1 protein-coding gene is annotated in these 344 nt (G+C 65.1%); it reads right to left on the bottom strand.

Going from position 1 to position 344, the window contains the following annotated elements; translation table 11 throughout:
• Positions 1-344 (bottom strand): hypothetical protein (locus NMG80_RS07200; RefSeq protein ID WP_254017473.1); only part of this gene is annotated, 344 nt, incomplete at both ends.

The following is a 344-nucleotide window of genomic DNA, read 5'->3' as shown; positions in this document are numbered from 1 at the left end:
CCTTTGCGCGCTGCCTTCTCGCGCGCAGCAGCGTGATTCATGTCGGCAGGGATGAACTTCGTCTTCTTGCCGAGCCGACGCGCTTCGAGCACTTCATCGCGCGCCACGTCGCCGCCTCCGATCGCGATTATCACGTCGCTGACCGCGACCATCGCTGAGGAAGTCGGCGACAGCGTCTTCTTGTCGGGTAGGTAGCCGCCCCAGGTCGCATCTTTCACGTAGAACACGAAGTCGACGCACGGCGAGAGCGCGACCTTCTCGTCGCGCGCCTGGGTCGACACGATGCCCGACGTCGTGAACCCGCGCTGCTTCGCGAGCTCGTAGATGGCGCCGATGCCCTCCGC

This window comes from Mesorhizobium escarrei (genome assembly GCF_935825525.1).
Classification (GTDB): Bacteria; Pseudomonadota; Alphaproteobacteria; order Rhizobiales; family Rhizobiaceae; genus Mesorhizobium; species Mesorhizobium escarrei.
This window is presented reverse-complemented; position numbering and strand designations above follow the sequence as displayed.